8 protein-coding genes and 2 pseudogenes are annotated in these 6,954 nt (G+C 68.4%); 2 read left to right on the top strand and 8 right to left on the bottom strand.

Going from position 1 to position 6,954, the window contains the following annotated elements; translation table 11 throughout:
- Positions 1-75 (bottom strand): annotated as a pseudogene (locus tag RH94_RS44845) (type II toxin-antitoxin system RelE/ParE family toxin); the annotation flags it as partial.
- A gap of 401 nt (positions 76-476) precedes the next feature.
- Between RH94_RS44845 and RH94_RS28230 the strand changes: the two are divergent.
- A complete protein-coding gene (locus tag RH94_RS28230) occupies positions 477-878 on the top strand; it encodes a hypothetical protein (RefSeq protein ID WP_073951154.1) in 402 nt (133 codons plus the stop codon).
- 202 nt (positions 879-1,080) lie between these two features.
- Here RH94_RS28230 and RH94_RS28235 read toward each other — a convergent pair whose 3' ends face one another.
- The 7 genes and pseudogenes from RH94_RS28235 to RH94_RS28265 form a co-directional block, all read right to left on the bottom strand.
- Complete coding sequence (locus RH94_RS28235; protein WP_073951156.1) at positions 1,081-1,779, bottom strand: hypothetical protein; 699 nt, start codon at positions 1,777-1,779, stop codon at positions 1,081-1,083.
- A 348-nt stretch (positions 1,780-2,127) separates the two neighbouring features.
- The gene (locus tag RH94_RS28240) at positions 2,128-2,466 is read right to left on the bottom strand and encodes an XRE family transcriptional regulator (protein WP_073951158.1); all 339 of its coding nucleotides are present in this window, start codon (positions 2,464-2,466) and stop codon (positions 2,128-2,130) included.
- A complete protein-coding gene (locus RH94_RS28245; RefSeq protein ID WP_073951160.1) occupies positions 2,463-2,849 on the bottom strand; it encodes a type II toxin-antitoxin system RelE/ParE family toxin in 387 nt (128 codons plus the stop codon). The genes RH94_RS28240 and RH94_RS28245 overlap by 4 nt, the downstream gene beginning before the upstream one ends.
- A gap of 672 nt (positions 2,850-3,521) precedes the next feature.
- Positions 3,522-4,021 (bottom strand): annotated as a pseudogene (locus RH94_RS46810) (tyrosine-type recombinase/integrase); the annotation flags it as partial.
- Positions 4,022-4,042: 21 nt separating this feature from the next.
- Positions 4,043-4,393 carry a helix-turn-helix domain-containing protein gene (locus RH94_RS28255; protein ID WP_073951162.1) on the bottom strand — a complete coding sequence of 117 codons (351 nt, stop codon included), beginning with the start codon at positions 4,391-4,393 and terminating at the stop codon, positions 4,043-4,045.
- Between the two features lie 10 nt (positions 4,394-4,403).
- On the bottom strand, positions 4,404-4,787 hold the full coding sequence (locus tag RH94_RS28260) for a type II toxin-antitoxin system RelE/ParE family toxin (protein WP_073951237.1): 384 nt from the start codon (positions 4,785-4,787) through the stop codon (positions 4,404-4,406).
- 462 nt (positions 4,788-5,249) lie between these two features.
- Positions 5,250-5,981: a flavodoxin family protein gene (locus RH94_RS28265; RefSeq protein WP_073951164.1), complete on the bottom strand. Its 732-nt coding sequence runs from the start codon at positions 5,979-5,981 to the stop codon at positions 5,250-5,252.
- Positions 5,982-6,108: 127 nt separating this feature from the next.
- Between RH94_RS28265 and RH94_RS28270 the strand changes: the two genes are divergently transcribed.
- The coding region (locus RH94_RS28270) for an NAD-dependent epimerase/dehydratase family protein (RefSeq protein ID WP_407697367.1) at positions 6,109-6,954 on the top strand (846 nt) is incomplete at its 3' end.

Raw genomic sequence — 6,954 nt, forward strand, 5'->3', positions numbered from 1 at the left:
GTAGAGGCGAAACGGAAGCAGCTCCAGCCAATCCCGCACCTCGGGTTCGATCTCGATCTCCCACCGCTCCGTCATGCAATCAACGGTATATACCTCCAATTGCATAGCGCAAGCCTCCACGGACCTCCGCGGCCCATGTCTCCCCCTGGCCGCGCGCCCGCAACCTGCGACAAGAGGTCTCCCCTGCAGTCGGCCCGGAACGGATTCAGCACACATGAGGCCGGGAAGCCCCGCGAACACATGAGAACTGCGAAGGGGTGCTTCCCCAGGCCAGGCACCCTGCGATCACTGTTTCCGCAGGTCACAGTCCTGCCCGGGGAAAACTCCTAAAGCGGGTGTCGCAGGTTCGAATCCTGCCGGGGGCACAGCCAGAAGGGCCGGCTCAGGAGGGGTTTCCTCCCAGGCCGGCCCTTCGTCGTGTCCGGGGTCGTGCCACGTCGGCTTCGCTGTCAGTCCTGGCCTGTACGGTCCCGCCCATGGCTGAGAGACCGACTACGAGCCGGCGCCACGGCATGGCGGAGGAAGCCGCGGAGATCGCCGCCGGCACCCTGGACCCCGAGTGCGCCTGCATGGCTGGGCTGTTCCCCGAGAAACTGCTCACGGCGACCGATGCAGTGCTCGACACCTTCGAGGAACAGCTCGCCGGACTTGACGATGCCGGCGACGAGCAGGTCTTCGCTGTGGTGGAGCGCGTCGTCCTGGCCCTCAACGCGGTGGACGAAGCCCACAACGGAAGCGCCTTCGAAACCGACGAGCGCGAGGAGCTGTGCGACTACATCGACCAGTCGCTCACCGAGCACGGAGTCGACGTCGTCGCACTGACCGCCCGCCACGGACTGGGCCGCTACCAGCTCACGGACAAGTGGCGGAAGTGGTAGGGACGCGCACCCTGTTGGGCGTCGTATTACCGCCGCACCACAAACGCACCAGATCGAGCGGGGAACAGCGGGGAAGCACGGTGAAAGCTGTCGGACGCGAAGAGGCTGCGCCGAAGCCGTTCACCCAGGTCAGCGCTGGAACCGGCCGCGAATGATCGCAGCTTCCCAAGCTCAGAGCTTCAGCGGGATGCCGGTGCGGTTGTCACTCCTCGTCGTTCAAAGCGTTGCTGATCTCCCGCAGGCGCCGCTCCGGCAGAGCGAAAGCGTTGCAGGGGTTTCGGTAGGAGTGCCCGCCGTCGTTGATCCAGGCGCTGTCTGCCGACCTCCAGTGGGCAAGCTCCCATTGGCCCTGGTTCTCCAGGAGCATCCCCGCTACTTCGGCGGGCTCTTCGATCACGGTGAGAGCAGCAAGCGCGGCAGTGAGGTGCAGCACCGCGTCGTCGGGAAGCCGCGCATCGCCGAGTGTCGGGAAGAGTAGAAGGAGGCGGGCGTCGGTATCGCCAACGCCCTCTGGTGCCGACTGTCGAGCAGCGGACAGCAGTTCCGGCCAAGCCGTGCCGGGCCCCATGAAGTGGCCGTCGTCCACTGCGAGGGTTTCCGCCGCGGGCCAAGCCGGGTGATGTATCAGGTAGTCCACCCCCCGGTCTCCGTCGAAGTTGCGGTAGACGACGTAGATGGTGTGGCCGGAGCGCAGGGGCACGCTGAACACCGGCCACTCATGGTCGGCGGAGAGTGCGCGGTACAGCTCCATGGCCGCGTCCCAGTCGGCACCGAACGCGGCTCGTTGCGCGTCCTCACCGCGCAAACAGGTACCAAGGTGCACCGGCCAGAACAAGGGGTTGTCCAGGTAGGCGCTCCCCGCGACCAGAGGGCCGCCTTCGTATCCCGGGATCTGCAGCACCCGAGGATCATGGCACGAGGCACGGACACTCCTGCCTCTGTGCCTTCGACAGGATGCACCACAAGCGCACCAGAACAAGCGGGGAACAGCGGGGAAAGCAACCGGGCCCGACGAGGCTGCATCACAGCCGTTCGTGCAGGTCAGCGCCTAACCCGCCCGCAAATGACCGCAGCTTCCAAACTGAGAGCGCAAGTTCGATTCTCGTCACCCGCTCCAGCACGAAGGCCCAGGTCAGAGACCCGGGCCTTGTTCGTTGCCGAGGGCTTTCCATACCCACGCGGAGGCTTCCACGGGTCCTGGAGCGCGTCGAAGAGCTGCCCGTGCCGGGCGTCAAGAGCGGCAGCCGGCTCAGGCCACGGTGTACTCCGCGTCTCCGAAGTCCGCGACCACACGCAGCCGACCACCCAGCGCTTCCACATAGGCTCGGAGTGTCGCCACCTCGGCCCGGTCCAGCTCGCCGTGCTCGATCGCGGAGACGCGAGGTGCCGAGACCCCCATGGACGCGGCGACCTGGCGCTGGGTCAACGCCTGTTCACGTCGGACCTCCGCAAGCTTGTGAGCGCGCACCTCCGCGGTCAGCCTGTCCATGGCTGCCTGCTTCTCCTGAGCCGAACGCACCGGCAGCCCAGCGGCCTCGCGCCGCTCACGCGCCTTGCGCTTGGTCTCCTCCCAGCCGACCGTGCTCATTCGTACTCCCTGGTTTCAAGATCAGTCACATGCGCCCGGTAGCGCTCCTCGGCGATCGGGATGTTGACGTCGTACCAACGCTGCCAGTTTCCGGCCTTGTCGCCGGCCACCAGCAGCACTGCCCGGCGCACCGGATCGAAAGCGAAGAGGATCCGGATCTCGCTGCTCCCGGACGAACCCGGTCTCAGCTCCTTCAAGTGATGGTTGTCGGCACCCTTGATCCGGTCGACCAGCGGACGACCGAGCGTCGGGCCCGTGGCCGCCAGCATGTCGATGGCGTCTTCCACCTGTTCGGCGCTGTCCCAGTCCTCCTCGGCCAGCGCCTCGAACCACGCCGCGACCTCCGCGACGAGGACCACTTCCCATTGAGCCACGAGCCCCATGTTAATGCAAGCGTTAACACCGGCTGTGCTGAAGAGGCCGGTGGCTGGAGGCCGACACAGTGGTCCAGGATGCACCTGACCAGCCGTTCTATGACGGTGGAAGGCGTAACAGGCGATGCCTGGCCGGCATCCTGGGTGGCGCAGGTCGGCACGAGGATGGGGTGCCTTCGCCTCGCCCCTCACATCCTCGTGAACGGTAATTCGGTCTTGGCCGTCAGCAACTTCCCGGGATAGCGCCGGCCCGATCGACCCGCTGACACCTGCTCACGGACTCGCTTCCTGAAATCGTCTCGCCCCGTACGGCGACTGAGCACCACCCACCCTGTGCGGTTGCAACGACCATCCCCGGGTCACTCTCCGCGACAGGACATCGCGCTCGCCGCGATCCGCCAAGCGCCGCTTGCGGCTCGGCGTTCCTGACGCGTGCCCACAGCGTGCCCGTAAGAGCGGACGGCTACGGTGAACAGCGGTGTGACCCGGCATGCCGACGGCCCAGTATCAGCTGCGTATGACCAGGTCAGAGACCACATGGCCTGACAGACGCCGTCGCTTCCCAAGCTGAGAGCGCGAGTTCGATTCTCGTCACCCGCTCCAGCAGAAACCCCCAGGCCAGAGGCCCGGGGGTTCTTTGTTGTCCAGACCAGTCGGTGATGCCGCACCACAACCGCACCATCAGCTCTCCGGCGACTCCTCTTTGTGGTGCGCGCGGTCGCCGGTGTGGTGCTTCGCACGTTCGGCGCGCACCAGGTCGTCGAGCCCGGCGGCGACCTCGCGTTGCCGGTCATCGTCGGAGCGCTGATGAATCAGCGCCGCCTTCTCGGAGGACTGGCCGGCGCGCACCATCGTGTCCCGGAAAGCGGCACCCGAGCGGGTCGACAGGGGGTGTGTCCGGTGTGACGAAGGCCGTAGAGGCGGAAGCCGTCCGGGAGGCCGGCGGCCGCGCGCGCCCGACGCCGCTTCCGCCCGAACGAGGTGCGCCGGAAGGCCGCGCCCTCCTCACCCACGGGGACCAGCCCATCGGGCCCCTTCCCGGCGAACCGGTCCAGGTGCCTCTTCACCCCCTTCCACAGGAAGGCCGGGAGCACGACGACGCGAGCGTCCGCATCGGACTTCGTCGGGCCCGGAGCCCGCTTGCCGTTGGTCCGCTCAGGCGCGGCGACGACGAGCCGCAGCCTTACAACGCTCGACGACGACTACGCCGCTGCGCTGCCCTGATTGCCGCTGGCCGGCATGCGCAGTGTGTGGTCGCCGAAGTCGGCGACCAGGTCCAAGCGGCCGCCGAGTGCCTCCACGTAGCGAGCGATGACGTCCAGGGTGGCCCCCTCACCGTGCTCGATCTGGGAGACCCGGGCGACGCTGACGCCCATCCGGGCCGCCACATCTCGCTGGGCCAACCCCGACTGCTTGCGTGCCTCGGCAAGCTGGTGGCCACGTGCCTCAGCGAGAAGCCGGCGAGATCCTGCTTCCACCTCGACAGGCTCCACACCTGCCGCGTACAGCTCCTGCTCCAGGACTTCCCAGTCCTGCGCAGCCTTCTTGGACATGGCTACTCCCTCAGTCCTCGCCGCTGGTGTAATCGTGGTAGAGCTGCTCGGCCAGCGGAATGTTGTCGCGATACCAGCGCTCCCAGTTTCCGGCCTTGTCACCGCCGAGGAGCAGCAGGGCCGAGCGAGTCGGATCGAAGGCGAAGATGATCCGGATCTCGGAGCGCCCACCCGACCCCGGCCTCAGCTCCTTCAGATGGTGCAGTTCCGAGCCCTTCAACCGGTCCACGAGGGGGCGTCCCAAGGTCGGCCCTGCCTCGCGCAGGGCGGCCACAGCCTGCGCGACTTGGGAGGCCGAACCCAGATCCTCCTTGATCAGGAGCCTGAACCACTCCGCGTACTCATCGGTGACCTTGATCGCCCAGCCCAAGACGACTCCCCTCGACACCCACATCACAAGGTTAAGGAATTCCTTAAACACCAGCAAGCCGCCGGTCCACGTACGCTGTCGCAACCAGCCATCGAAGGCCTTGCCCGGAAACTCAACTTCCGGACGGCCCTTGGAGTCACGTAGCCCCGCCGGAGCCCGCGCCTGCGCTTCATGCCCACAGCGTGCCCGTAAGAGCGGACAACCACGGTCAACGGGGGCGTGATCCGACCCTCACGCCCACCCCAGCACAAGGCACCTGCGCACGTCAGCGCCTTACGGCCTACCCGAGCGCGTCGCTTCCCGAGCTGAGAGCGCGAGTTCGACTCTCGTCACCCGCTCCAGAGAGAAACCCCAGGTCAGGTCAGTGGCCTGGGGTTTGTTGTTGTCCAGTCCGGCTGAGGGCGGCGACCCTTTGCGTGCCCCGGGCCGGCGGCCGTCCTGGGCTGCCTGGCGGATGACGAAACCCTTACGCCCTCCGGGGACCGGTCAGCGGTGCTCGGGGTTGTCCGCGCCCGGGCGGCAGCCGGCGTCCCACTGCGAGCGCTGGTTGCCGTGGGCGGGGATGCCTCCGGCGCGCTTCAGCAGGGCGGCGAGGTGCATCAGGTTCCAGGTCATGAAGGTGGTGTTGCGGTTGGTGAAGTCGTTCTCCGGGCCGCCCGAGCCCGGGTCGAGGTACGACGGCCCGGGGCCGGCCGCGCCGATCCAGCCGGCGTCCGCCTGGGGCGGGATCGTGTGGCCGAGGTGCTGGAGGCTGTGGAGGACGTTCATGGCGCAGTGCTTCACGCCGTCCTCGTTGCCGGTGATCAGACAGCCGCCGACGCGGCCGTAGTAGGCGTACTGGCCCTGGGAGTTGAGCAGCGAGGAACAGGCGTGGAGACGCTCGATGACCTGCTTGGTGACGGAGCTGTTGTCGCCCAGCCGGATCGGTCCGGCGAGCACGAGGATGTCGGCGGCCATCACCTTCTCGTACAGCCCGGGCCAGGCGTCGGTGGCGAAGCCGTGCTCGGTCATGTCCGGGTGGACGCCGGGTGCGATGTCGTGGTCCACGGCGCGGATCAGGTCCGTGGTCACGCCGACGGCGTCCATGATGACCCGACTCCTGTCGATCAGGCCCTGGGCGTGGCTGAGCTGCGGGGACGGCTTGAGGGTGCAGTTGACGTAGAGGGCGGTCAGGTCGTCGTAGCGGTACGGGGTGTCGGTGGAGGGTGAGGCTGTCATGGGGGGGGCAGCCTCTCGTATGGCTTCCGGTTCGTCCTGGTTCGACGCACCCGCACATGCCTTACGGAGTCATGACGTGCGGGCGCGGTCCCGTGGTGCGGCGCCGGTGCGGACCTAGCGTGGCCGTATGCGCGTACTGGTCACCGGCGGTGCCGGGTTCATCGGGTCCCATGTCGTCGCCGCGCTCCGGGAGCGCGGACACGAGCCGCTCGTGTTCGACGTGCGGGAGGATCCCGGCGCCGACGTGCGGGACCCGGCGGCCGTCGGCCGCGCCCTGTCCGGTGTGGACGCCGTGTGCCACCAGGCCGCGATGGTCGGGCTCGGCAACGGGATCGCCGACGCGGCGGAGTACGTCTCGCGCAACGACCTCGGCACCGCCGTGCTGCTCGCCGCCATGGCGGAGGCCGGCGTCGGGCGCCTCGTGCTGGCCGGGTCGATGGTCGTCTACGGGGAGGGGCGGTACGAGTGCCCGCGGCACGGGGTCGTACGGCCCGGGCCGCGTGCCGTCGCCGACCTCGACGCGGGCCGGTTCGAGCCCGCCTGCCCGGTGTGCGGGGACGACCTCTCCCCCGGTCCGGTCGGCGAGGACGCCCCGGTCGATCCCCGGAACGTGTACGCGGCGACCAAGCTCGCCCAGGAGCACCTGGTCGCCGCCTGGGCCCGCTGCACCGGCGGGTCGGCGGTGTCGTTGCGCTACCACAACGTGTACGGCCCCGGAATGCCCCGCGACACCCCGTACGCCGGTGTCGCCTCCTTCTTCCGCTCGACGCTCGCCCGGGGCGAAGCACCGCGCGTGTTCGAGGACGGGCGGCAGCTGAGGGACTTCGTGCACGTCCGGGACGTGGCGGCGGCCAACGCGGTGGCGCTGGAGGCGGAGGCCGCCCGGGGTGTGCTCACGGCGTACAACACCGGCAGCGGTGAACCGCACACCGTCGGCGAGATGGCGCGGGCGCTGGCCGCCGCGTACGGCGGG

The organism is Streptomyces kebangsaanensis (assembly GCF_001906585.1).
In the GTDB taxonomy this organism is placed as follows: Bacteria; Actinomycetota; Actinomycetes; order Streptomycetales; family Streptomycetaceae; genus Streptomyces; species Streptomyces kebangsaanensis.